At 34.3% G+C, this 26,368-nt stretch carries 22 protein-coding genes; 14 read left to right on the top strand and 8 right to left on the bottom strand.

Features of this window, described 5'->3' with window-relative positions; all coding sequences use genetic code 11:
* The first annotated feature begins 3 nt into the window (after positions 1–3).
* Positions 4–567, top strand: coding sequence for a hypothetical protein (locus KF896_07100; GenBank protein ID MBX3043466.1), 564 nt, complete (start codon positions 4–6; stop codon positions 565–567).
* A gap of 198 nt (positions 568–765) precedes the next feature.
* Here KF896_07100 and KF896_07095 read toward each other — a convergent pair whose 3' ends face one another.
* The 4 genes from KF896_07095 to KF896_07080 all read right to left on the bottom strand — a co-directional run bounded on the left by KF896_07095 (position 766) and on the right by KF896_07080 (position 2,667).
* Positions 766–960, bottom strand: coding sequence for a transposase (locus tag KF896_07095; GenBank protein MBX3043465.1), 195 nt, complete (start codon positions 958–960; stop codon positions 766–768).
* A 54-nt stretch (positions 961–1,014) separates the two neighbouring features.
* Complete coding sequence (locus KF896_07090; GenBank protein ID MBX3043464.1) at positions 1,015–1,305, bottom strand: hypothetical protein; 291 nt, start codon at positions 1,303–1,305, stop codon at positions 1,015–1,017.
* Positions 1,306–1,424: 119 nt separating this feature from the next.
* On the bottom strand, positions 1,425–2,093 hold the full coding sequence (gene coaE, locus KF896_07085) for a dephospho-CoA kinase (protein MBX3043463.1): 669 nt from the start codon (positions 2,091–2,093) through the stop codon (positions 1,425–1,427).
* Positions 2,086–2,667 carry a flavodoxin family protein gene (locus KF896_07080; protein ID MBX3043462.1) on the bottom strand — a complete coding sequence of 194 codons (582 nt, stop codon included), beginning with the start codon at positions 2,665–2,667 and terminating at the stop codon, positions 2,086–2,088. Before KF896_07080 ends, coaE begins: the two co-directional genes overlap by 8 nt.
* Positions 2,668–2,914: 247 nt before the next feature.
* On the opposite strand from KF896_07080, the gene KF896_07075 reads away from it, so the two are divergent.
* The 7 genes from KF896_07075 (at position 2,915) to KF896_07045 (ending at position 9,572) form a co-directional block, all read left to right on the top strand.
* Entirely contained in the window at positions 2,915–4,186 is a 1,272-nt protein-coding gene (locus tag KF896_07075) for an insulinase family protein (protein MBX3043461.1), read from the top strand.
* An 85-nt stretch (positions 4,187–4,271) separates the two neighbouring features.
* Entirely contained in the window at positions 4,272–5,981 is a 1,710-nt protein-coding gene (locus KF896_07070) for an endonuclease (protein ID MBX3043460.1), read from the top strand.
* Position 5,982: 1 nt separating this feature from the next.
* Positions 5,983–6,600: a septum formation protein Maf gene (gene maf, locus KF896_07065; GenBank protein ID MBX3043459.1), complete on the top strand. Its 618-nt coding sequence runs from the start codon at positions 5,983–5,985 to the stop codon at positions 6,598–6,600.
* Complete coding sequence (locus KF896_07060; protein ID MBX3043458.1) at positions 6,594–7,469, top strand: sugar ABC transporter permease; 876 nt, start codon at positions 6,594–6,596, stop codon at positions 7,467–7,469. Before maf ends, KF896_07060 begins: the two co-directional genes overlap by 7 nt.
* Entirely contained in the window at positions 7,469–8,098 is a 630-nt protein-coding gene (locus KF896_07055; GenBank protein ID MBX3043457.1) for a glycerol-3-phosphate acyltransferase, read from the top strand. The genes KF896_07060 and KF896_07055 overlap by 1 nt, the downstream gene beginning before the upstream one ends.
* A gap of 2 nt (positions 8,099–8,100) precedes the next feature.
* A complete protein-coding gene (locus KF896_07050; GenBank protein MBX3043456.1) occupies positions 8,101–8,850 on the top strand; it encodes an alpha/beta hydrolase in 750 nt (249 codons plus the stop codon).
* A 182-nt stretch (positions 8,851–9,032) separates the two neighbouring features.
* Positions 9,033–9,572, top strand: coding sequence for an outer membrane beta-barrel protein (locus KF896_07045; GenBank protein MBX3043455.1), 540 nt, complete (start codon positions 9,033–9,035; stop codon positions 9,570–9,572).
* 61 nt (positions 9,573–9,633) lie between these two features.
* On the opposite strand, the gene KF896_07040 is transcribed toward KF896_07045, so the two are convergent.
* Positions 9,634–10,017 carry a hypothetical protein gene (locus KF896_07040; GenBank protein MBX3043454.1) on the bottom strand — a complete coding sequence of 128 codons (384 nt, stop codon included), beginning with the start codon at positions 10,015–10,017 and terminating at the stop codon, positions 9,634–9,636.
* 96 nt (positions 10,018–10,113) lie between these two features.
* On the opposite strand from KF896_07040, the gene KF896_07035 reads away from it, so the two are divergent.
* The 5 genes from KF896_07035 to KF896_07015 all read left to right on the top strand — a co-directional run bounded on the left by KF896_07035 (position 10,114) and on the right by KF896_07015 (position 20,892).
* Complete coding sequence (locus KF896_07035; protein MBX3043453.1) at positions 10,114–11,256, top strand: carotenoid 1,2-hydratase; 1,143 nt, start codon at positions 10,114–10,116, stop codon at positions 11,254–11,256.
* Positions 11,257–11,262: 6 nt separating this feature from the next.
* Positions 11,263–11,472: a hypothetical protein gene (locus tag KF896_07030; GenBank protein MBX3043452.1), complete on the top strand. Its 210-nt coding sequence runs from the start codon at positions 11,263–11,265 to the stop codon at positions 11,470–11,472.
* Positions 11,473–11,535: 63 nt separating this feature from the next.
* Positions 11,536–13,686 carry a hypothetical protein gene (locus KF896_07025; protein MBX3043451.1) on the top strand — a complete coding sequence of 717 codons (2,151 nt, stop codon included), beginning with the start codon at positions 11,536–11,538 and terminating at the stop codon, positions 13,684–13,686.
* Positions 13,687–13,939: 253 nt separating this feature from the next.
* Positions 13,940–19,408 carry a T9SS type A sorting domain-containing protein gene (locus KF896_07020; protein ID MBX3043450.1) on the top strand — a complete coding sequence of 1,823 codons (5,469 nt, stop codon included), beginning with the start codon at positions 13,940–13,942 and terminating at the stop codon, positions 19,406–19,408.
* Positions 19,409–19,827: 419 nt separating this feature from the next.
* Positions 19,828–20,892, top strand: coding sequence for a tetratricopeptide repeat protein (locus KF896_07015; protein ID MBX3043449.1), 1,065 nt, complete (start codon positions 19,828–19,830; stop codon positions 20,890–20,892).
* On the opposite strand, the gene KF896_07010 is transcribed toward KF896_07015, so the two are convergent.
* The gene (locus tag KF896_07010) at positions 20,889–22,040 is read right to left on the bottom strand and encodes an aminotransferase class V-fold PLP-dependent enzyme (protein ID MBX3043448.1); all 1,152 of its coding nucleotides are present in this window, start codon (positions 22,038–22,040) and stop codon (positions 20,889–20,891) included. The two genes, KF896_07015 and KF896_07010, sit on opposite strands and share 4 nt — an antisense overlap.
* Before the next feature lie 242 nt (positions 22,041–22,282).
* Positions 22,283–22,537, bottom strand: a complete 255-nt coding sequence (locus KF896_07005; protein ID MBX3043447.1) for a SemiSWEET transporter — start codon at positions 22,535–22,537, stop codon at positions 22,283–22,285.
* Positions 22,538–22,683: 146 nt separating this feature from the next.
* Here KF896_07005 and fumC point away from each other — a divergent pair, with 146 nt between their 5' ends.
* A complete protein-coding gene (gene fumC, locus KF896_07000; GenBank protein MBX3043446.1) occupies positions 22,684–24,081 on the top strand; it encodes a class II fumarate hydratase in 1,398 nt (465 codons plus the stop codon).
* 210 nt (positions 24,082–24,291) lie between these two features.
* Here fumC and KF896_06995 read toward each other — a convergent pair whose 3' ends face one another.
* Entirely contained in the window at positions 24,292–26,367 is a 2,076-nt protein-coding gene (locus tag KF896_06995; protein MBX3043445.1) for an agmatine deiminase family protein, read from the bottom strand.
* Between the last annotated feature and the right edge of the window lies 1 nt (position 26,368).

Below are 26,368 nucleotides of genomic sequence, written 5' to 3'. Positions count from 1 at the left end.
AAAATGAATAATCAAGAAGAACAATTTAATATATTTTTAGAATCTCTTTTAAAAGCAACAGAGAAAATACCCGAAGGTTATTTTATGATACCAGTTGCATCTAAGGAGGAGGCTATTTATAGAGAAAGGTCATATTGTTATGAATTATATCATAACATTAAATTGGAATTACCCAATGATTTTAATTTCACTTTAAGTGGTGAATTAGATAAAAAAGGACATCCTATAATATCACAGAAATGCGGAGAAATAATACCGGACTTTTTAGTTCATAGACCAGGAAAAATGGGATTAGAAGATAATTTTGTAATCATAGAAGTTAAGTCAATTAAGAATACCGATGATAATGAAATTTCAAAAGATTTTCGTAAATTAAAATGTATGACAGAAATAGAAAATGGCTACTATAGAGGAATTCATTTGATTTATGGATATGATGATTCGGAATCAGGAATTAAAATTAAAGAAATATACAAAAAAAAATGTAATACTGAAAAGGTATTATTGATATTTCATAATAAACCTTGTACAAAAGCAGAAGTTTGTGCACCAAATATGCCAATTTAATTTATATTTATAAAACTTGATATAGACATGAAAAAAAATCATACTATTGCTCGTACTATTAGTTGTTTTCAGATATGGTTGTACATCGCAGACAACAGAAGATTCTAACTAAAGTGGGATTTCAAAATTCGATATTAAAGACTTAAAGGGTAATATCCAGTAGGGAACGGTTTTAAACCGTTCCCTACATTTTCATTTTTAATTGATATTATTTTCATCATCATTCCAATTTAAAGGATTATTCAAGATGTATTGTCGAATATTATACAATGAATTTTCATTTCGAATAATGTGGTCAAAAAAAGATTTTTGCCATTGAAATATTATTTCCCCATATTTTATATTTATGTTTTTTGATGAAAATGTTTTAAATCCACGAATTATTTCCGACAATCCATGATTTTTTTCCGTATGAAACGGTTTCAAACCGTTCCCTACATTTTCATTTTACATTTGAAACGGTTTCAAACCGTTCCATACATTATAATTTTCAATAATCACAATTCCATGAATATGATTTGGCATAATAATAAATTCATCCAATAAACAATTTTTATAATGATTAGGTAAATCAAACCAACATTTTTCAACTATGGCGCCATATTCATTTAAAATCATTTTTCCATTTTTAATTTTTCCAAAAAATTCTTCTCTGTTTTGTGTACAAATAGTGACAAAATAATACCCATCATTTGAATAGTCAAAATCCTTTAATCTATTTCGTTTACGATTAAACATTTTGTTATTATTTCCAAAAACATAAATTCTGTTGTTTTGCCTAAATTATAATTTGATTTGTTCTTGTTTTTATAGCTATTTGATTGCAAGTGTTTTCAAACTTTTCTTTTTTACTGATTCTACTTTTCTTTCAAATTTTGGGGTAGCATTTGGATTATAGGTAGTAAGAAGTTTACAGCGTTCTCAAGTTCTGCGAGCGATTTATTATTTTCGATAGTGAAATCAGCCAGTCCGATTTTTTGTTCCTGAGATATCTGCTCGCTCATCCGGCTTTCTATCTGATGACGGGTCAATCCTGAACGCTCTATTGTGCGTTCTATTCTGATTATTTCGTCTGCGGCTACACAAATTATATAATCAAATCCATCATCCAAACCGGCTTCATAGATTAAAGCGCTTTCTACAAAGACTGTATCAAATCCTGCAGAAACAGCATTTTCAATTTCTTGTACAATTCGGTCAATTACAGGTGGATGTACAATTGAGTTTAATTTTTCGATATTGGCGGATTGATGTTTATCACCTGAGAAGACAATTTCAGATAGGAATTTAACATTGGTTTTATTGTCCGAAGTGTAGGTATCACTGCCAAAAGTGTTTATGATTCTTTCTCTAACCTTCTCATCAGTTATCATTATATCTTTTGCCAGAATATCGGTAGAAATTACTTTATACCCTTTAGCAATTAGAATTTTTGCCACCTCAGACTTGCCGCTTCCAATGCCTCCGGTGATTGCAATTACTTTGGCTGTATCGAATTTGTCAGATTGGGATTTTGATTCATTCATTTGTAATCAATTTTTTCCCGGCATCATAGAATTTATCGAGTCTGGCATTATTAATTCTTGTCCGTTCAAAAAGTATGCTTCCGGCTGACTGTTTTGAGAAAAGTAAACTGATTGAATCAATATAATCGGAAATATTTCTTGCAAGGTCTGCTGATTCATATTCGTAAGAAGACAGTAGTGCAATTTTTCCATTGAGTTTGTTGTCCGGTGGAATTGCAACTTCCATAGAGTCAAGAGTAAATACCGGCTGAAATAAAGGCTCCATACGGTCAAGAAGATTTTTTAAATAGTTTGTGGAGCCATTTGAATTAATATGAGAGATAAAAACCCATGAGTCGTGATTTCTAAATTCGGGATAAAGTCTGTTCATATCATCATCACAACGGCATTTGTCGTCAAACTTAAATGAGGACTGAGTTGTGCAGCTAAAGCATGGCTTAATATCCAGGTCTTTAATATTGAGCAGACTGACCTGACCTCCTGCTGATTCAATTCCTTCGACAAATTTATCTAAAGCCGGCTTTAATTCAGGGCTGAAATCATTTTTTACACAATCAAGAATAAGTACTTTCATCGCAATATCCATTTTCAAATTTTATATCTGTAAAAACTGACTAATTATTAATTTATTGTAAAGAATATACTTAAATTGAAAAATTCAAAAGAAAATAACTTAAATAGTTTACTTAGAAAAATTTGCTTAAATATGTATAAATAATAATATCTTTGTTGAATTTCGTCATATTTTACTTATTAGATATTTTACAATTTGAATCATATTTAATCTGACTAATTCATATTTGTTAAGTTTTTTGTAAGTAATGAAAAGTAAAAAGATAATAAAAAGCAGAGATTTATACAGAAGTAAAATAAATTCTACCCAAATTAGAGAAAATTTGACAGTTGTCAGCGAGGAAATTCCATCGGCTGAGACTTATGCATTGGGATTTTTCTATGATACCGGCTCACGCGATGAGAAGCAGGAAGAGAACGGAATTGCTCATTTTATCGAACATTGTGCATTCAGGCGTACTAATCGCTATTCCTCACGCCAGATTGCTTCAAAATTTGAATCACTCGGAGCTTATGCCAATGCTTATACTACTCAGGAATCAACCAGCTTCTATGTCAGGGCGCTGAAAGATAACTTTCTTCCAACATTTAAGCTGCTGAATGATATTACTCGGAATACTGTTTTTAATGAAAAAGACATTGAAAAAGAACGACAGATTATAATCGAAGAAATTAAATCGTATGATGACGACCCTGAAGAATCCATTTTCGACTATGGAGATAAATTGATTTTCGGTGCTCATCCAATGGGTACTTCGATTTTAGGGACTGAAGAAAATCTGCTGAGTTTTGACAGTCACAAGCTTAAAGATTATCACAGGAATAATTTTAAAAACGGGCGTCTTATCATTAGTTACGCAGGACCACATTCGCATGATTATATTGTTAAAAAAACTCTTCTCTACACATCAATTTCCGAAGATTCATCATCTTTGAGAATCAGGGAATATCCTGAAATTCTACCAAAGGGTGAAATCGAAGTAGAAAAACAGGTTAGCCAGTCACATATTCTATTAGGTTCGAGAATACCCGGATATAGCTTTGAGACCAGATATACGCTGCCTATGTTCAATATTCTCTTTGGAGATGGTATGAGCTCAAGACTATATCAGAATTTAAGGGACCGCCACGGTATAGCTTATTCGATATATTCTACAATACAGGTTCATTCTGATTCTGGAGTTTTTTATATTTATGCTGCATCGGATAAAAACAAACTAAAGAAGACTGAAAAATTGATAGCCGAGCAAATTGATAAATTCCTGAATTATCCTTTGAAAGACCCTGAACTTCAAAGAACCAAGGAGCAGTTCAAAACAAGTATAATTATGGAACTTGAGAGTTTATCCGCCCGTATGCAGGGGCTTGCTAAAGCAGTATTTATGGAATCTGGATTTGAAAATATTAAAGAAACGATTTCGATTATTAATGATGTTTCAGCAGATGATATTAAAAATACTGTAGCAAAATATATCAATTCCGATAATCTCAGTAGTGTGAGATTTATTCCTGCAAAATAATTATTTTTTTCTATTATTTCGGATATTATGCTACAAATTTATTACTTTTGTTTATATTCTTGTTGAAAAATGGAAAAGGTAAATAATGAGGAAATTTCTTTTTACAATTTTAGTTTTAGTATTTTTTTCAAATTCACTTTACGGAACAAATTTTTGTAATGTCGAAATAACTGATACACTTGATTTTGAATTGCTGAGAATTCGAAATATCAAAGAAAAGAATATTGTTATATATAATGGCAGTAATTACGAACTTACTATCAATGCAATAAAAGTGAATACTTACCTCAGTGATTATATTGATATATCCGGTATTCAGCTGCCAATTTATCTTGCAGGTAATTCAGGCGTAAATATTCCAGTTAAATTTCATGCTAAACAGAATGTAAATTTTGATGGAATTATCTTTTTTAATGTTACCTGTAGTGCATCAGAATATTCATTGCCTGTATATGTTAAATCCAAAATAACATTATCAGAAAAAAATCAGCAGCATTTTACTGACAATCTTTGGGGTTCTGACCTTATTGATGTAATGATGGTTACAATGAGCAATCATAAGGTTTTTTCATATCGGGATGCGAGAATTCTGTTCTGGTCTAATTTTGACCGCGGGGATGATGGTCAGGTTGAGTGCATATATACAGGTAATAAAATCAATCCGGGTGATGAACCTGATTTTTCTGCTTTGGATAATCAGGGATTCAATACCGAGCATACCTGGCCCCGTTCTATGGGAGCTGATTCTGAACCACCCCTGAGCGATATTAATCATCTCTTTGTAGCTGATAAAACTACTAATGACCGTAGAGGCAATCATCCATTTGGGAATATTTCGGGTAATCCTTCTTATGAAAAAGGTGGCTCGAAACTTGGCAAGGATGCAAGCGGCAAGACTGTTTTTGAGGTACGTCCCGAAACAAGAGGTAATATTGCCCGAGCAATGTTTTATTTTGCTGTCAGGTACGATAATCCTAATAAATTCCTTGACCAACAGGAAGAAACTCTTCGCCAGTGGGCACTGCAGGATCCGGTTGATGCTGCTGAACTTGCAAGAAATGATTCAGTGGCTGTGTATCAGGAAAGAGCTAACATTTTTATAGGATACCCGGAAATGCTTGAAAGAATGCCAAGTATATCTAAAAGAACCGAAATACCCTTCGAACCGCTGTATTTTGTTTCTGATACGGGCATAGTATTTGATTTTAATATTACTAAGATAGATGATTTCATAAGACTTTATGTGACAAATTTCAGTAATGATTCAAGGCTTGCTCAGCCAATTGAAATTGAAAGTATCGAACTTCAGAATGATGATTTTAATTTTTTCGACATTAAATATGATGAAACAAATTTTTCACTTTCAAGAAATGAAGTATTCCCTATTGATGTTATAAGCATAAATCAGAATGGCGTTCATTCTGCAAATTTGAAAATCAATTTCAAAAGCGGACATACTGAGACGGTTAATTTGTATGGAAAAAATCCCATGATGAGTGTTGAAGATAATATAAATCATCTTATAGATGTCAGCATTTATCCTAACCCTGCGAGTGATTATGTCTCAATTTCGATTGTTGAAAAGAATGCTGCCGAAAATATTAACTCAATAAAGGTCTATGATGTTCTCTCGGGTGAAATTGCCGACTTAACAAATTCAATGATTTACATCGGTAATCAGGCATCTGTTGAATTTTCTGTAAAGGAGAAGTTGATTTCATCACAGGTATTGTATGTAAAAATCGAATTGAAATCAGGCAAATATCTTATTCATCCAATGTTATTTATGAATTAATATGGTTGGTATATCAAAACTTATCGGGCTTAAAATTCCATTGGTGCTTGCTTCAAAATCTCCAAGACGTAAGCATTTGCTAAATTCACTTGGATTTGAATTTGAGGTCATACCCTCAGATATTGATGAGTCACTTGACGGGCAACTACCTGCTGAAGCTTATGCAATTCATTTAGCATTTAGTAAGGCAGAAGATGTTGCATCAAAATTGAATTATGAAGCTCTTGTATTAGGTTCTGATACCATTGTTGTTCTAGATGAAGAGATTATAAACAAACCTGAAACCAAAGAGGATGCTTATATGTTTTTAAGAAATTTGAGCGGGAAAACTCACAAAGTGTATACGGCAATTGCATTAATTAATTCTCACACAAACAGTTGGCTTACTGATTACAAAATTACTGAAGTAACTTTCCGCGACCTTGAGGATGATGAAATATGGGCATATATCGAATCCGGCTCACCTATGGACAAAGCCGGAGCTTATGGTATTCAGGATGATTTTGGGGCAGTATTTGTAAGCCATATACAAGGATGTTATTACAATATAGTCGGACTACCCTTGGAACTACTTTATAATTCAATTAAAAAATTTATCAAGGCTGATTTGAAATGTTGAGCTTTAGAAGCAGGCTGAATACTTCTGTTATGCTTATGCCCTGGATTGCAACATTTGCAATATTCTGGCTTTATCCGCTTATTTATGCAGCATATCTGAGTCTTACAGATTATAACACTCTGACAGGTTTGGCGGATTTCAAAGGATTTGGAAATTATACAGCAATTTTTTCTGATGATGTGTTTTGGAAAGCCCTTAGCAATACAATGATTTTTACTTTTGGAACAGTTCCTGTTACAACAAGTTTGGCACTTCTATTGGCAGTATTTCTGAACAGCAAAATGACCAGATTCAAAGAGTTTTTCAGAGCTTCCTATTTTATGCCGACAGTTACCTCGCTTGTTGTGATATCGCTGATTTTTACAAATCTTTATTCAAAAGACGGCTATGTAAATGCTCTGCTTTCTATACTGAATCTTCCTTATGCAGAGCGAGGCTGGCTTTTAGAGCCGGGAACTGCACTTTTTTCTATAATGGCAATGGATGTATGGATGGCTACAGGCTACTATATGGTGCTGTTCTTAGCCGGTATGCAGTCTATACCGAATGATTTGTATGAATCTGCCCGACTTTCAGGTGCAAGCATCTCGAGAATGTTTTTCAGTATAACCCTGCCTTTGTTGAAACCGACTTTATTGTTTATATTAGTAATAAATACAATTAAGTCATTCCAAATATTTGTCGAAATATTCGTGATGACAAAAGGCGGACCGCTGAATGCCACAACAACTCTTGTTTACCAGATTTTCGTTAATGCATTCGAACGTTCGGACAAAATGGGCTATGCTTCGGCACTTGCATTTGTATTATTTTTTATTTTGATAATTTTTAGCTTATTGCAAATGAGATTTCTGAGGGAGAAAGATTAATGGAATTATTGTTATCAATTGTGGTTAGTTATCTTATTGGTACAATCCCAAGTTCATACATAATTGTAAAATTATTTGGGAAAAAAGATATTTTCGAGCATGGCTCAGGCAATCCCGGAGCGCTCAACAGCTTTGAGACAACCGGCAGCAGAGCCATCGGAATTTCAGTTCTTATATTAGATTTAGTGAAAGGAGTGGCAGCTGCAATTTTGGCATATTATTTATCCGGAGGCTTTTATATACCATTTATGGCAGGTCTTGTATGGGTAATAATCGGGAATAATTATAATATATTCTTTGGCGGTAAAGGCGGCAGAGGACTTGCTGTGGCTGCCGGAGCGTTTGGTGCTGTCAGTCCTTATTTTGTAGTAACCTGGCTTGTTATGTGGCTTGCAGGTTACTATATAGTCAGAAAAAATGTACATATTGCAAACGGTATAGCTCTCATTGGTGCGATGATACTTGTTTTTTCCACACCAGATGCAATGTACGAATTGTTCAGTTTCTTCCCTGTTACTGATTATTTGGCACTAAAAATTACATTCTCGTTAGGCTGTTTTGTGATTTTAATCAGGCATTTCAAACCATTAAGAGAACTTGCTCAATCTGATAATAAAGAGGAGAAATAAATTTGGATTTTTTTGATTTTGAAGGCAAAAAAGTATATTATGAAATAATTGGCAATGGCAGACCACTTCTTCTTTTGCACGGCAATTCGGTTTCATCTTCATTGTTTATAAGTTGTAAGAATTATTTCAGTCAATATTTTAAAGTAATACTAATGGATTATCCCGGACACGGAAAAAGCGAAAGACTTGATAAATTCCGTGATGATTTTTGGAGGTACAATGCTGAAGCGGCTTTTCAATTAATGGACTTGCTGAATATTGAAAATTTCGATGTTATCGGAACCAGCGGTGGTGCAATGGTTGGGCTGAATATGTGCATTATGCAGCCGGATAGAATCGGAAAAATAATTGCCGATAGTTTTTTTGGCGACTATTTGACTTACAAAGAAGCTGAAAAGATTGTTCTTGGAAGGAGAAAAGCCAAAAATGACTTCATGACAACTCAGTATTGGAAATTTCATAATGGAGAAGACTGGGAGCAGGTTGTAGATAATGATTGTGAAATGATGCTTAGTTTCACAAGGAAAGGATTTCCTACAATTTTTGGTGATTTATCAGTAATTAAAGCCGGAGTTCTTCTTGTTGCAACTTCTACAGATGAACTGCTTCCGAATATTTTAGAAAGACTTGATGAATTATCACAAAAAATCCCAATTTGCAAAAAGGCATTTTATGATTATGGAAGGCATACTTTTATGATAACTGAGAAAGAAGAATTTAGAAAAATTGCAATGGATTTTTTAAAAAATTAACCGTTTAAATGAGTTTTCATCTTATTTTTGGTGCTTTTTTTTCTTTCTAAGTAATTTTTGAGTATTTTTTTAGCAATTGCTAAATGTTTTCTTTTGGAAACTATTAATTTTAGTTGTATTTTCGTAATCAGAATGTTGTTTTTTTTAATTTATTTTTTTAAAATATTTAATGGAGTGTTAAAATGAAGTATTTTATTACAATTCTGGCATTAGTTACAGTGCTTACATTTACAAGTGTTGCTCAGGATGGTCCAAACCCGATGCGTATAGGTGGTGAAGTTGGACTTCAGCTTCCGGTTGGTGATTTTGGTAATGCAGCCAATGCAGGTTTCGGTATTTCCGGCATATTTCAATACTATCTTCAACCACAGCTTATTATTGGTGGTACGATCGGATATCAATCATGGGGAACAGATGCAGATGGTTTCTCTTTCTCAAATATTCCAATTATGGCATTATTAAACTATCAGTTCAATACTGAAGGTCTTATTCCATTCGTTGGTGCTGAACTTGGTTTCAATAGCTTTGGTGCTACAGTGAAATTCTTCGGTGAAACTATGTCAAATTCAAACCTTGAATTTGGTTTAAATATTCTTGGTGGTATTGAGCAGAGAATTAACGAAAAATTAAGCTGGAGGGCAAATGCCAAGTATAACATTATTTTCTCTGATGGAAGCGCTTCTTATCTTGGTGTAAATGCAGGCGTAATGTATAATTTATAAGACAACAGAATTATTATTTTAATTTAGTACGGAGATAATATCTAAATTTTATCTCCGTTTTTTAATTCATATTGAGATATATAAATCTCTGATTATCAATAAGTTCAGAAAGAACTACGGAATAGTAGTTTTGATAATTATAAAATTCCTGCCACTTCAGTCTCAGCTCTTCAGGGTCTTCCCGACTAAGATGCAGTGCAATCTGGACTTCTTCAAGTGAATTCATTATTTCTTTCTTCAGATTTCGTCCATCAAGATTACCTGTAATTATTTCAGGGAAATGAGGGTAAGCAACGACATAACCTTCTATTAGATGTAGGAGTGATAATTTCACATTTTCATCATTCAAAGCATAATCAATATAAAAATCAACCAGCTTACCGACAGTTTTGCCGGTCATATTTAAAAACTCAAGTGTTTGCTTTATTAATTCTGCTTTTGTCATAGTTTTTAATACGAATTGTAATACTGAACTATTGTATTGCAATTTGTAATTTCATTCTATAACATCAAAATATCAAACTATTTCGTCTATTTACGAATGAAAAAAGTTTTATTCATAATTTTATTTGTAACTTTATTTGGCATTAGTATATATTTTATATTTGATGTTCCAAAAAGCGAAGATAGTAAGTATTTTTCTGTTACTTCAGCGATGTCTGCTGAGGGTGATACTTTGTTTAAAAAGGCAATATTGCCGGTTGATTTTCAATTTCCCCGTGACCATGCAGCTCATAATGACTATAAATTAGAGTGGTGGTATTTCACAGGTAATCTTCAGGATGAAAAAGGCAATAGGTTCGGTTATCAATTTACGATATTCAGAAATGCATTAAGTCCGGAAGTTGGTGAAATCAATTCAAATTTAAGTTCCAATCAACTTTATTTTGCACACTTTGCTCTGACTGATGTCGGTAGTAATAAGCATTATTACTTTGAAAAATTTTCACGCGGAATAGAAGGACTTGCCGGTACTGATACTTTGCCTCTGAAAATTTTTATTGAAAATTGGACTATAAACGGTGATTATCCGAATAATAATTATGATAAACCAATTTTCAGAATCAATGCTGTTGAAGGCGATATAGCTCTGAACTTATATCTTGAGCCGGTTAAAAATATGGTACTTCATGGCGATAGAGGTCTAAGCGCCAAAAGTTATGAACCCGGTAATGCTTCATATTATTATTCATTTACAAGGATTAAGTCAAGCGGAAATATTGAAATAGAAGATAAAAATTATTCTGTCACAGGTTCATCATGGATGGACAGAGAATGGAGTACTAGCGCACTATCTGCCGGTCAGACAGGCTGGGACTGGTTTTCGGTTCAGCTTGACAACAATATTGAGCTTATGTTTTTCCGTCTGAGAGATTCTTCGGGTGCTACAAATTTCGCAAAAGGTACACTGGTATTACCTGATGGCACTTATAAAAATCTCAAGGAAGGCGATTTTCAACTTAAGATTTTGAATACTCAAAAATTAGAAAGTGGTACTGAATATCCGACTAAATGGAGAATTATTCTACCGGAATATTCATTGGAAATTATTTCAGAGGTTCAGATTTTGGAGCAGGAAATGAAACTTTCGGTCAAATACTACGAAGGTAGTATAAGAATATCCGGCAGATTTGAAGAAAATCCGATTGCCGGATATGGTTATGTGGAATTAACGGGATATTGAGAAGAAATGAAAATATTAATCATCTTAGGGCTTATTTTTACGGCATTCCTTGTTGGAACTGCTGTAGCGGTAAGATATGTGAAAAATTTGCTTGGTATCAAATCAAGATCTAATATCAACATGGGTTTTCAGCAGAAATCAAATAATGATGATGTGCTTTATCAAAAAGACGACATTGTTGTGATGAAAGGCTCAGCAAACAGAGAAACAAAATAATAATTAAAATCATTAATCGTAAACTTAATATTAGTTAATAATACAAAAATTTATTAGATTGAAATGAGAAAATTTAATTATTCAGCAGCATTTAGAATATTTTTTATTTTTATAATATTTTCATTGTCTTCTCAAGTGAGTTATGGTAATAATTTGCAATTTTTTAATCAGTATATTCAAAATATTAAGCTGTATTCAGGTGATAAAATATTTGATTCTGAGCATAATATAGTAAAATTTAATAACCAAAACAGTCTTACTTTCGAATATTCATCAAATGAGCAAATCGTCCGCGGTGAGCTTAGACTTAGGAATCAGAAGCATAGCATTAGTTTGAATTCATCATCAGATTTTGATATTCTTGATTCATTGGAGCTTATTAATAATGACTTCCACAGATTTAGAATACGATTCAAAAACTTATCTGAATCAGATTTTCTAAATCTGACATTTACACTTTTCGAAGAAACAGGCAATTATAAAAATCTGGAGCTACCACTGTTTCCTTATACTCAAACTGAAGTGAATTTCTATCCTAAATCTGAGGAATTATATTTAGGCGAATCAAGGCAATTCGAAATTATATCAAATAATATTGAAAATCTTGTGCTTGATGGGATGTGGAAATCTGCCGATAAATTCAATTACCGGTTAGTTCGAACCGGACGTACGGGTCAAATTTTTATAGAGCCGAAAGCTATTGGAAATCAGACATTTGAAATTGTTTTTGAAACAAAGCGCCCATTTTTAGATTATGGCAATAATTCTGTTTACAGTCTCGAACCAATCAGTAAGCATTTCAAAGTCCAGAATAGCCGTCATATATTTTTGAGAATTGATGAGCGACAAATAATCCGGGAACCTGAAAATATCAAAGGCGAAAGAATACATCTCGAAAATAACGGCAGACTATTAATAGGCAAAACTTACAGAATTGAAGCTTCCGAAGAAGTGGGGAGCCCGCTAATAGCAGAGCTTTTCACTATCAGACGCCTGACAAATGACAAGATCCTTTGTGATTTCAGAGCATATAATAATCACAAAGTTTCAGATGGATATTTATTTATTAAAGATGGCGACCAATCAATGTTTGTTACAAATATTGATATAATTCCAATGCCTGCAATAGAGCGGGTTTCAATCCTGAGAAACGGAACTGAATGGTCGGGAAATTTGAATATTAAACCGGGTGAAACCATAGATTTAAAAATTGAAGGTCGCAGCCTTAAACATTCGAAATTCTATTTCGAGGAAATGGTTAATCTCACAACAGATTCTGCATTGCAAACCGATATTGTTCATAATTATAAATTGCGGTTGCCGATTAATGCAAATAAGCGAACACTTAATATTGTCGAAGGCGGCAAAAATACAGGGATAGTGCTTACAGTTGCCGAGCATCAAAAACCAAGGAAATTCGATTTTATAAATATTGATTATGGAGAAGGGAAAGTCCCTTTGAGTTTGATAAATCAGCCGGTACTGTATTCAGGAACTGTTAAGGATATCGTAATCTCATTCGACCGCGACCTGATAGATAGAGGTGAAGTGCTTTACGGTAAGCAGATTGTTCAGATTAGAGCACGCCTCGAAGACAAAAATGGTAATTTGATTGAAACCGGCAATATCGGAACATTTACTATTTGTCCGGGAGAAGAATCGCCGCGTCATAACTATTACTCTCAGTCAGGCTGCAGACTGGCGGATATTTTAGTTAATAATTTTCTGTCCAAAAAAACATACAGTCTCGGTGAATGGGGCAAAATCGAATTGATTGTTGAGCATACTGCCTCATCTTATACAAGCGAAGGTTTTCTTCAGAGAATTGTAATTTATCACAAGAAAAGAACTAGCTTCGATGTGGATTTATCAATTCCTGCCGGACTTTTCATACAAAAAATTGGTGATAATCAGAAGCTGGCGCCATTCCTTACAGGTATAAGTTTTGCGATGGTGGCACAGTTCAGCTTCTATCGTGATAATGAAATTCAGCAGCTATTGCCGATTAAAGCCGGTGTAGGATTCCTTGCACAGAATGCATTTAACTTCAGTCCAAATGCCGAAAGAGACTTAGGTCTGATTCTCATAACTTCTTTATACCCTATAAAAGGTACAAACCGGATAAGTTTTCCTTTGTACGGAGGTTTTGGTTATTACCTTCAGGAAGGAAGTTTTTTCTTTTTGATAGGTCCTGGAATTCGTGTTAGTTTCTAGCTATTAAGAGATTAACAAATTTTCTTTAAAGCCCTTGATTTTATCTGGGGCTTTTTTTATTTTAAAATTGTTGAAATTAACTATGTTATATAATATTATGATAGTTACTGATGTAGTATTCCGATACTACGTAGAAACACGTAAAATGCAAAATACGTATTGTTAGGTATTGTGAGAAATTACAGATATGTTTACTTTTACATTTCAAAGTTTGAATTATTCTTTTTTATTAATTTATATAGGAGTTACTGTTATGAAAAACCTTACAATAACAAGGTTAGTATTAATGGCTCTGATTCTGGTACTTAGTACCATAACAGCCTTAGCAGGCGACCTGACAGTCAATATTTATGATAGTCAAGGAAATGCATTAAGCGGTGCTAAATACAAAGTATTCAAAGGACCAAACTATGTCGGTGAGTACAATGCAGGTGCAACAATAAGTTTGGAAACCGGTAAATCACATACACTATTTGCACACTACAATGGGACTAGTACAAGACGCGAAATATTTACATCTTTAGAAGATGGAAATACATTTGAATTTAAAACAACAAGCGTAAAATTTCATTTTTCTGGTGGTTATTTAAACTTCAGGACTTCGGGTAGTTGGACAAGCTTCGGTAAAACTGATGGTGAATGGAATGATAGAGAATTATTCCCATTTGACTTTTATGGTAATCTGATGCAGATACAAACCGGATATGCTTGGAATGATGTCAGGAATTATGTTTTTGATATAAACTATGAAGGCAAAACAAGCATAGAGAAAACTATTGCTATTTTGAAAGTTGATGCAAATGATGGTTCCGCACTTTCGGGTGTATCCTTCAGAGGTGGAACTACCAATCCGACACAATGGCACGTAGCAGGAAGTACAAACTCTAACGGTTTATTGATGGATTTGAGAGATGGCAAGCCAAGCTCTCTTGCTTATGAAGCAAATATCAACAATTCTTCAGCTATTCAAGGACCAAAAAATCCGGCAAGTGATTCTTATTACCTATTTAAAACTAATTTAGTAACTCTCAAACTTGAAACTTGCGACGGACAAGCATTAAGTGGTGGAAATCCAAGATACGGTAAAGGTTCTAACTATTCTACTTCATGGTTCCCGGGTGGTGTTACAAATAATGATGGAGTAACACAAGCAGAAATGTTCCCAGGTGTATTTTCATTTGAAATGCATTATCAAGCAACTGCACAAACTAAATTGAACGTGGGAATTCCTAATTCTAACACAACATTGACTTGGAAAACTACAAAAGTGACTTTAAATTGGGCTAACTCAATTTCTTACGGTGGAAATGGCGATAGTAAGTTTTTTAACAAACCAAGTATGGAGCTATTGCCCGGAACATATAATTTTAACTTTAGAACTCCCGGTAATAATTATATGCCTATCACTATTGAAGAAGTTTGTAGCCAAACAACGTCAGCATTCGCAGTAAAATTAGTTGATAGCGATGGACAAGGCTTAGAAGGCGGTATTGCTCAGTATTATGATAATTCATGGAAAAATGCCGGAACTACTAACACAAATGGTTTGGTGTTCCTAAATGTGGATGGCGATAAAGGTAACCTGAAGTTTAGAATGAGATGGGAAGGTGCTACTCAGGAATTCTGGCAGAATATTAAAACTAATCCTGTTGCTCAATTCCAAACAACTAATACCACTTTCAAATTGTTATCTTCCACAAATACTGAACTCGAAGGTGGAGCTAAATTCTATTCTAATGCATGGTACAATTTTGGTTCAGGTTCTACAACAAGTTCTATGCAATTACTTCCTGTAAATCATAAGTTCAGAGTTACTTACAATGGTGCAACTCTTGAAAAATGGCAGAATGTTGGTACTGATAATCAAGTAATTTTCAACACTGTACTCGTGTCTTTCAACGCAAAAACTTCCACAGATGAATCTTTAAGCGGAGCTGCAAAATATTATTCAAATGCGTGGTACGACTTCGGTGGCGGTACAACACCTGAAACGCTTGAATTGTTACCTGTTAATCACAAATTCAGATTTACATTAAATGGTGCAACTCTTGAAAAATGGCAAAATGTTGGTAATGACCCTAATGTTTTGTTCACAACAGTTCCCGTTACTTTCAAATTGTTATCTTCCACAAATACTGAACTCATAGGTGGAGCTAAGTTCTATTCAAACGCTTGGTATGATTTCGGAAGTGGCTCAACCACAACATCAATGGAATTACTTCCTGTTAATCACAAATTCCGAATTACTTATGATGGTGCTACTCAAGAAAAATGGCAAGATGTTGGTAATGATAATGAAGTTGTTTTCAATACAGAATTAGTTACAATTAGACTTGCAACAAAGTCAACCGATAATGGAATTAATGGTGGAGTAGTTAAGTATTATACTAATAGCTGGAAGGATTTAGGAACTACTGGTGATGGAGATTGGGAATCAGGCAATACAAAAGTAGAAATGCTTCCTGTCAATCACAAATTCCGTATGACTTATGATGGGCAGAATAATGAAAAATGGCATAATATTGCTTCTGCTGGTAATTTAGTGAAGTTTGAAGCTGTTAATCCTATAGTAACAGTTAAATTGCTTGACAGTGAAGGAAATGGTCTTGAAGGCGGTGATGTTAAATACTATGCAGGAAGTTGGAAAGACTTTGGCACAACTGATAATGATGGTGTTGCTCAAAAAAATTACTTTTTAGAAGGTAATTACAAGTGGAGAATGACTTACAAAGGTGGAGTTCAGGAGTTTTGGCATAAAATAGTTGATGCTGATGAAAATACACACATTGTGACTTTCCAAACTCAGGAAGTTACTGTAGAGCTCAAAAATAGCTCAAATGCTGCTATTACTGATCAGCTGGGTACTGTTATGTATTATGCAGGTAGCTGGAAAACATTTGGCACCGGTACTCTTGATGCAAATGGTAAAGCAACGGAAGAATTGCTACCACTGAACTATAAATTCCGTATGTCTTACTCGGGTGGTGTTGAAGAAAAATGGCAAAATACTGCATCAGCAAACACTTTAGTAACATTCGCAACTCAACTTGTTAATGTTAATTTGGTTAATAGTAGTAATAATGCTATTACTGATGAGTTGGGTGCAGTCATGTATTATGCCGGCTCATGGAGAACATTTGGTTCAGGCACTCTTGATGCATCAGGTAATGCAAATATGGAATTATTGCCATTAAACTACAAATTCCGAATGAATTACAAAGGTGGAGTTGAAGAGAAATGGCAAAATACTGCAGGTGGAAATTCTGATGTGTTATTCCAAACTGCAAATGTCATTGTGAAATTAGAGAATTGTAAAGATGGCGGAATTTCTGATGGTGATGTTAAGTATTATGCAGGTTCTTGGAGAACTTTCGGAAGTGGTACTACAGATGCATCAGGACTTACTTCGATGGAACTTTTGCCACTTAACTACAAATTCCGTATGACTTATAATGGAAGATCTGTTGAAAAATGGCACAACGTTGCATCAGCCGGTAGCAATGTTGATTTTGAAATAACAAAGGTAAAATTTGCTTCAGGTCTCGCTGTTAAATATTATACAAATACTTGGCGTGACTATTCTGACCCATTCGTATATTTACTACCCGGTAATTACAATGTAAGATTTGGTTCAACTCAGAAAACTCTTACTATTGAAGGATGTGAAATGGGTACCGGATATATAACTTTACTAGACCATACTGGTGCAGGACTTGCTGGTGCTACTGTTAACATAAAACCAGCCAAGGGTGGTTCATGGTTGACAGCTTTCAATGCAACTACCGATGCAAACGGACAAATATTATTCAATATTGACCCCGGATTTACTAAAATATCCCTATCTTACAATCAAGGTGGAATCGAACAGAACTTATCTCAACTTGCTGCATCCAATTACACTTGGCAAACAGCATTGCTTAGAATTAAACTGACTGATTGTAATGGCAATTATATTCTCGAATCTCCTGGTGGAAAAGTTGACCAAGGTGGCGGAACTTGGGTTCATCATGGTTATACTGGTACAAATGGTTATTATGATGTTCAGTTATTCCCACGCGACAATGCATACAAATTCAGAATGACATTAAATGACAGATCAATGGAAAAATTCCCTGTTGTTAGTGCTGGAACAAACGAACTTTTATATGAAGCCGTAAATGTCACACTCAACTATCCTGGTTCTATTGTATTTGTTCCGGCAGGTGGCTGGAAAACATTCGATAAACCATCTATGTGGTTACTTCCGGGTAATTACCAATTCAAATTTGATGGAATCGTAACATTCTTAGATATAGAGGGCTGCGAATTCAACAAGAAAGCTGCTTTTGTGAAATTGGTAAACAGCAACAATCAACCAATCGAAGGTGCTGAAGTATCTTACAGATACGGCTGGGGTGCTTACTCTTCAATGTTAAACACTAATTCTTCCGGAATTTCAGCTTATTTGGTTGATAATTCTGCTAACTCAGTTAAATTTAAAGTAACCTATAAAGGGGCTTCTGTTGAAAAAGAACAGAATATTTCAACAAATCCTTTAGTTATGTTTAATACTGTAAATGTAACTGCAGTACTTAAAGATTCTGATAATGGTAACTTAACAGCAGACAACTGGCAATACAGATATGGTTGGGGTTCATATTCATCATTGAATAATAGTGGCGAAGAAATACTTCCTGTAGCTGTAAAAGTTAAAGTATCTTATAAAGGTGCTGATGTAGAAAAAGAACAAAATGTAGGAAACAATAGTCAGTTCGACTTTGCTACTGTAAATGTAACTGCAGTACTTAAAGATTCTGATAATGGTAACTTAACAGCAGACAACTGGCAATACAGATATGGTTGGGGTTCATATTCATCATTGAATAATAGTGGCGAAGAAATACTTCCTGTAGCTGTAAAAGTGAAAGTATCTTATAAAGGTGCTGATGTAGAAAAAGAACAAAATGTAGGAAACAATAGTCAGTTCGACTTTGCTACTGTAAATGTAACTGCTAACTTAAATGATTCAGAAGGTGATGCTCTAACAGCAGACAACTGGCAATACAGATATGGTTGGGGTTCATATTCATCATTAAATAATAGTGGCGAAGAAATACTTCCTGTAGCTGTAAAAGTTAAAGTATCTTACAAAGGTGCTGATGTAGAAAAAGAACAAAATGTAGGAAACAATTGTCAGTTCGACTTTGCTACTGTAAATGTAACTGCTGAACTTCAAGATTCACAAAGTGGTAACCTTACTGCAGACAGTTGGCAATATCGTTATGGTTGGGGTTCATACTCCGCATTAAATAACAGCGGTGAAGAGTTATTGCCTGTAAACGTTAAAGTTAAAGTTAATTACAATTCCATGTCTAAGGAAAAAGAACAGAATGTTGGTTCAACACCTAACTATACTTTCACTTGGGATGGTAATAACCTTAATAAGCAAATTGTTGGTACTGACAATGTTTGGTCTGGTTCAAACCACTATCCAAATCCTGTTACTGATAATGCGACTATTAACTATTCAATTAGCGAAGCTACAAATGTGAGAATTTATATCACTGATATGTTCGGTAATATGATTTCAGAACTTACTAATGAATTTAAAGCCGCCGGCGAATACCAAATTCAATGGAATGTCAATAATTCAAGTGGTTCTCCAGTCTCTTCCGGAACTTACATATACGTAATTGAAACCGGCAGCGACATTCTTCATGGTAAGATGCAAGTTGTAAAATAACCTGTGTCCTTTTACTGACTTTTTTCAAGCCCCTGAATTTTTCGGGGGCTTTTTTATGCTACAATACTTATTCTATAAACAATCCGTTTTTTTTACTTTTGAAAAATAGTTATTCTGCTTTACAGCATTTACTAATGTAAATGAAATGATTTAATTGAATCATTTAAGGATGTAATATAAACGGTTTGTAATCTATCAAGTCATTTCAAAAATAATTTTAAAATTTTCGTAGGTTCCTATTAATAAATAAGAAGTAATTCAATAATATCAATACAAAAAGAGTTCATTCTTGAATTTTTTATTTGTATTTTTTTTACAGAAATGTGACAAAGTAAATGTATGGCATATCATTTGCAATTATATAATTATGAGATAGTTGTATCTATTGTATTGTATTGATAATAAAGGAGTTCCTGAATATGTTGCAGATTGTCCAAAATAAGAATGGCTACTTTGCTAATAATTTATGGCTGATATTATTCATAGTATCAATTTTAATTATAAGCTCCTGCTCCGGGGTCAGAAGTATAAGGAGCGGGAATAATTTATATCATCCAAAACAAGATATTACAAAAGATAACAATGAAAGTGGCTCAATAGAATCGCCTGAACCAAAAGAAATGATTTCTAATGAAAAGATTGATGATTCTGAATTTATCGAACCTCAAGCAATTCAGAATGAGGCTAAGGACTATTCCAAACTTGCCGGTATTGTTGGTGACAGACTCCCGACTATAAGAGAACAAATGCAGGACCTTGGCAAAAGTCAGGAATTGATTAAGAATGACATAGCTCAAATGCAGGATGATATTCGCGAAATAAGAAATTTAATATATGACCTTAAAGGAACAGTTGATGATTACATCCCTGCAGGCACGAGATTGCCTGTTACAGGTAATATCAAGGTGAATGAAGATAAAAAGCAAAGCTCCTTCGAACTTTTGCCGGATGAAAAGGTAGCTGATAAAAAGATTGAGACCAAACCTAAAAATACAATGATTACGAAAAAAGCAATTTCAGAAACTTTCCTTAAAAGCGATGAGTCTTCAGTAAAGAAAAGTTCGCCCAAAGCGCAAATCAAGAATGAAGTGGCAACAAAAACTGATGATGTAAATATTGGAATAAATCCTTTATTCAATGAAGGTAAAGAATTGTACAGCACAAAAAAATACAGCGAAGCAATAGAATCACTTAAAAAAGCACTCTCTCAGGAAACCAGCAAAAAGCAGGAATCAGAAATTAACTTCTATCTCGGGGAAAGTTATTATTTTATCAATAAATATGACTTGTCTATTGATTATTTAAACAAAGTACTAAGCTTTAATGACAGCCCTTTTTTGGATGCAGCCCGCATTAGAAAGGCAGAGGCAAATCTCAAATCAGGAAATATCAGCGAAGCAAAAGCCGACTATCAGGCATTAATCAAAAATCATCCGGGTTCAAATCATATTCCTAAAGCCCGTAAAATGCTTCAGCAGCTTTAGTCATTAGCCCTACGAAGCGAATTGATGATTACTTTCATAGCTTCCGAGAATTTTTCGGCTTCCTTGATTGTTGTAAAATATGAAGGGCTTGCCCGAAGCGTGCCACCGTTTTCAGAACCGATAAATTTATGTATAAGCGGGGCACAGTGAAGCCCTGAGCGTACAGAAATGTCGTAGGAATTAGTAAGTACATAATTGACTTCATCAATATTTACGTCCCTGATTGTCATACTGATGATTGAACCGCTAAAGTGATTTTCATTAAAAATCAAATTCAACCCATCAATTGATTTCAAATTTTCAATAATTATTTTAGAAACAATTTGTTTATGCTTCCGAATATTATCAATACCAATGTTCATTATCCACTTTATTCCGGCTTCCAAAGCAGCAATCCCGTATAAATTCATTGTTCCTGATTCGTACTTGTATGGAAGTGAATCCGGCTGCTCAAGCAAGTGACTTTGTGTACCTGTACCACCTTGCTTAAGAGGTTTAAGTTCAATACTTTTTCTGAAAATTAATCCTCCCGTACCCTGAATTCCTGCTAATGATTTATGAGCCGTAAAACAGAAAAAGTCAGGATTAATATCCTGTAAATCAATTGTAAATAATCCTGCCGATTGAGATCCATCAACAAGTAGCAATGCTGAATGACTATGTGCAATATGGGCTATGCTTTTCACATCTTGAATTGTGCCCGTAACATTTGAGCAATGATTTATGCAAATTAATGCAGTATTTTCAGTAATTAATTTTTCAATATTTTGTGGTGTGACATATCCAAAATCATCACACTCCGCTATGCTGATTTCAAGTATTCCTTCTTTCTGCAATTGCATAAGTGGTCTGATTACTGAATTATGTTCGGTTGCTGAAATAATTACATGCTTCCCTTTCAAATCTAATCCTTTGATAACAAGATTAAGTGCTTCTGTGCTTCCGGAAGTGAAGATTGTAAAATATTCATCCGAAGCATTAAAAAATTCAGATACTAAACCTCGCGTGTCATTAACCAGATTTTTATCACCACGACTTAAACCTGTTCTACCATAATTATAAGGAGGTGAAGCAAGCAAGTCATTCACAGCTCTAAGAACACTTTCCGGTTTAGGATAACCTGTAGATGAATTATTTAGATATATCATTAATCAGCCTGATTATTGTTTCGTAATTAATATTATTAATACGATAAGACTACAAATTTATTAAATATTTGTAAAGTATGCATGAAATACAACTCGAAGGAAACAATTACGAATAAAGTCATAAATTTTTTCAATATTGAAAATAGTTAAGTAACTCAATTAATTCGTAGAATTATTCTCAATCTGAGTTGCAATTTACAGCTTTTTAAATAAATCCGAATTCCTATTTGATAGAAAAAAAATTATCCGTATTTATTTTTTAAAATTAGTATTGTTACAGCGAAAGACAAAGTAAGTGTATTTGCAATAATGATGGGATATTCATTGAGTAAAATGCCATAGACCAGCCACATCATCACTCCAAAAGTGAATATTAGATACATACCGATTGAAATATCTTTTGCTTCTTTTTCTTTAAGTATTTTAATAATTTGTGGTATAAAGCTCACAGTTGTACAGGTAGCCCCAAGATAGCCATAAATTGAAACAACATCCATTTTTAACACCCAATTATAATCTTTTTGTAAAAATATATCTACAAAAATACATATTAAGTTTAATATATGTTTTGTCAAATGCAAAAAAAATCTTACTTTTAGAAATTCTTTAATGTTAATTTAAACAATTTGCAAAAGGTAAAAATATGTCATTTAGAATTGAAAAAGATTCAATGGGCGAAATTCAGGTTCCTTCAAATGTATATTGGGGAGCTCAGTCCGCAAGGTCATTAATTCATTTTGATATTGGCACAGAGAAAATGCCTCGTGAAGTTATACGCGGAATGGGCATACTCAAAAAAGCCGCAGCACTAACAAATGCTGAATTAGGAGTACTTCCTCAGGAAAAAGCTGATTTGATTGTTCTTGCAGCCGATGAAGTTATCGAAGGCAAACTTGATTCACATTTTCCTCTTTCGATATGGCAAACAGGCTCAGGCACACAATCAAATATGAATACTAACGAAGTCATTTCAAATCGCGCTATTGAGATGGCTGGTGGAGAAATGGGCAGCAAAAAGCCTGTGCATCCAAATGATGATGTAAACAAATCCCAAAGCTCTAATGACACATTCCCGACTGCGATGCACATAGCTGCCGCAGAGATTCTAAATCTAAGATTGATTCCTGCTGTTGAAGAGTTGAAATATACTTTCCAAAAAAAAACCGAAGAATTTAATGAAATAATCAAAGTAGGCAGAACTCATCTGATGGATGCTGTGCCCCTAAGTCTCGGACAGGAATTTTCAGCCTACGTTCGCCAGCTTGAGGATGCGGTTGAGAGAATTTATATCGTACTTCCGGGTATTTACAAGCTTGCATTAGGTGGTACGGCAGTTGGTACAGGACTTAATGCACATCCTGATTTTGCGGTGAAATCAGCTGAGAAAATTGCTGAGCTTACAGGTTTGCCATTTGTAAGTGCCCCGAACAAATTTGAAGCACTTGCGACGCATGATGCGCTGGTATTTGCTCACGGCGCTCTCAAAACTCTTGCAGCATCTCTGATGAAAATAGCTAATGATATACGCTGGATGGCATCCGGTCCGCGCTGCGGATTTGGTGAACTGACAATTCCGGAGAATGAACCGGGGTCATCAATTATGCCGGGCAAGGTTAATCCTACTCAGTCTGAAGCAATGACGATGGTCGCTGTACAGGTTATGGGCAATGATGCTGCAATTAATTTTGGTGGCTCGCAAGGCAATTTCGAACTGAATGTATTTAAGCCCGTAATTATTTATAATTTCCTTCAGTCTGCACGCCTCCTTGCAGATAGTTGCAAAATGTTCAATGAGCATTGTGCTGTTGGTATTGAACCGAATAAAGTTAAAATCAAGTACTTCGTTGAAAATACTTTGATGCTTGTTACTGCTCTGAATCCCCATATTGGTTATGATAACGCTGCTAAAATAGCAAAGAATGCTCATCAAACAGGTGGCACATTAAAAGAAGCTGCTGTCGAATTAGGGCTTCTTACATCTGAAAAATTTGATGAACTTGTTCGTCCGGAAGATATGTTAGGACCCAATATTAAGAATTAATAGTTTTTGAAATAAGAATAAATTAGTGAAACTTTGTGACTCTTTAAGTTTAATAGCTTTCAGAGCCACAAAGTTTCGATTTTAGTTCGGAATTATCTGATTTATGAATGAATTTTTTTATTATCCAGAAAACCATGATTCTGTTATATTGCATCGTAATACATAATTTATCACTTCCATTTCAACTTTAACTTTCCATATTGAGATGTATTACATTTTTATAAGTTTCTCTACATTATTTCCAATTCTTACGAAATACACTCCTGTTTGAAGATGAGAAATGTCTATTCGGATGTTGCCACCAATCAGAGATGATTGAACTACTTCTAAGCCAAGTACATCGTATATCTGAATTTTATCATTTTCATTAAACTGGCGTAGCCCACTGTTGCTGATGGATATTGTGATGAAATCACTTGCAGGACTTGGATATAATTTGAAATCATTACTGCTGAATAATTCTTCTACACTTGATACCGAATTTGTCACCGAAAAGCTGAAATAACCTTCAGGTGCGGTAATTGGTTTGTGAGCGGTTTTTCCGTTATTAGTTTCAAATTCGAAATAATAATCGATTTCATTATTGAAACCACATTCAATTTCTTCAAACCCGATTGAAGCAAAAAAATCAAATTCCATATCCGAGCCACTTTCTGATGGAGTCAATTCCAATTCAATCTCAGACCACTCGCCATTTGTGCATCTATAGTGCAATATACCTGTCTTGAATCCTGATTTATTCCTTGCCGAGCCGGCAAATAATATTTTGTTATCATCTTGAAGGATATCGTTAATATAATACTCACCATAATATTTTGCATGTTTGATAAGTACAGGATTTTCTGCGGGTACTTGCATTGTTATACAATGTACTGCACCTCCCAATGGTGTCAGTAGTCTGGAATCAATCGGAACAACATTATAGCCCGGCATTAGTGATTTAATGATATCTGTAGCTTCTGCATCACCTTCAGAATTTCCGGATTCATCATCTGAATAGGATGGAAATATAAATGTTTTATTTACAAGCAATCCATTAATATAGCCGCGGGCATCACGATTGAATGTATTGCATGTTGTTCTGTTATATCTGCCGTCATCATCAGTAGGTAATGGAACTTCAAGAAATCTGAATTTTCGGTCGTAATAATTGTTATGATTTTCGATTTCCTTTCGGTTGTTCAATACTGTTTGATAATCAGGAAATTGCACTTTATTAAATGCTGAAGGATACTTAGTTATGAGAATATCTTCGTCATTTACATATTTGGAATATATATCTATATGGCCGGTACCGCCATCACATCTAAGTGATTGCAAAACTATACTTTGATTAGTATTAAAAATTTTTGCAAATTCGGCATTTACTTCAACTGCATTCATAGGTTTTTTTTCCGTCATAGCATGGCCGTAAGTGTCGTTATTGGCAAAATATAATACGTTGCCAACTACTGAGTTACCATGACCGTCAGTCATAAAATTGCCGGCTTCTATCTCAAGTGATGATTGATAATAAGGTATTCCTTTCCGGAAGGCAAGATTAATTGGGAAATCATCATCAATAGGTCTTTGCGGATAATATCGGGTAACAACAAAAAACAAACTGTCATTATCCTCACGATAAGCACCAAACGGACCGAAATCACGCATCCAAAATTCATTCTGTCCGTCTGTGTCTTCGATAAATTCATAATTATAAAGTGGAGTTCCTTTTGCAGCCATATAATTTATAATTTCAGTAGTATCTGCTATTGGTGTAACACGAATCCATACTTTAGTTTCCTTTTGGATTACATCAGCTAACTTCGACCAAATTTTCGGTAACGGGTATTCGCTGTCATCATCTAAATCTAATACATAGCCGGCAATATCCCTAAGTTCGCTTTTCCATTGGTCAAATTCATCCTGCCACCAATAAAATCCAACTCCTGGTGTAAATGCTTCCAAATTATTGCCAAGAGAATCAAACGCAAATGAGGGCCAGGATATCAGTACAGCTTGTAATTCTTCAAACTCGGCAGCAATTCGGAAATTGTTCGGCAGAGAATCCATTTCAATACCTGAAGAAAGCCACTTAGGTTCTGATATATTATTTTTATTAATTAAATTTAGATTCCGGTTATATTCTATTTCTTTTTCAATCGGTATTTTTTTGGGAGAAATCAGCTTGATTTTCTCTTCTGCTGACATCCTTTTCAGATTTTCTTTTGCACGCATCTTAGCGTCCTGACTATAAATATGACCGAATGAAAATAAAATTATTAATATCCCAATAAGATTTTTCAAA

The sequence above is a fragment of the Ignavibacteriota bacterium genome (assembly GCA_019637995.1).
In the GTDB taxonomy this organism is placed as follows: Bacteria; Bacteroidota; Ignavibacteria; order Kapaibacteriales; family UBA2268; genus JANJTB01.
This window is presented reverse-complemented; position numbering and strand designations above follow the sequence as displayed.